Here is a 234-nt window from a genome sequence, read left to right as displayed (position 1 = left end):
AGGCCACACCCCGCAGGTGTTGCTCACCATGCCGCTGCTGTTTGGTTTAGATGGCGTGAAGAATATGTCGATATCGGCCCTCATCTTCATTGGTGTGTCATAGCCGGCTAACGAGATGTACGGCAATCTGCTGTCGATCTCCGACGATTTAATGTGGAACTACTTTGAACTGCTGTCTTTCCGCCCAATGAGCGAGAGTGAGCAGTTTAAAACTGACACCGTAGCAGGCCGTAA

The 234-nt window shown here is 50.9% G+C and carries 1 pseudogene; it reads left to right on the top strand.

Going from position 1 to position 234, the window contains the following annotated elements:
* A pseudogene (locus tag ABT58_RS24440) lies at positions 1-234 on the top strand (tyrosine--tRNA ligase); the annotation flags it as partial.

This window comes from Photobacterium aphoticum, from assembly GCF_001029435.1.
Taxonomy (GTDB): domain Bacteria; phylum Pseudomonadota; class Gammaproteobacteria; order Enterobacterales; family Vibrionaceae; genus Photobacterium; species Photobacterium aphoticum.
The sequence above is the reverse complement of the archived record's forward strand: the minus strand, read 5'-3'. Positions and strand labels throughout refer to the sequence as shown.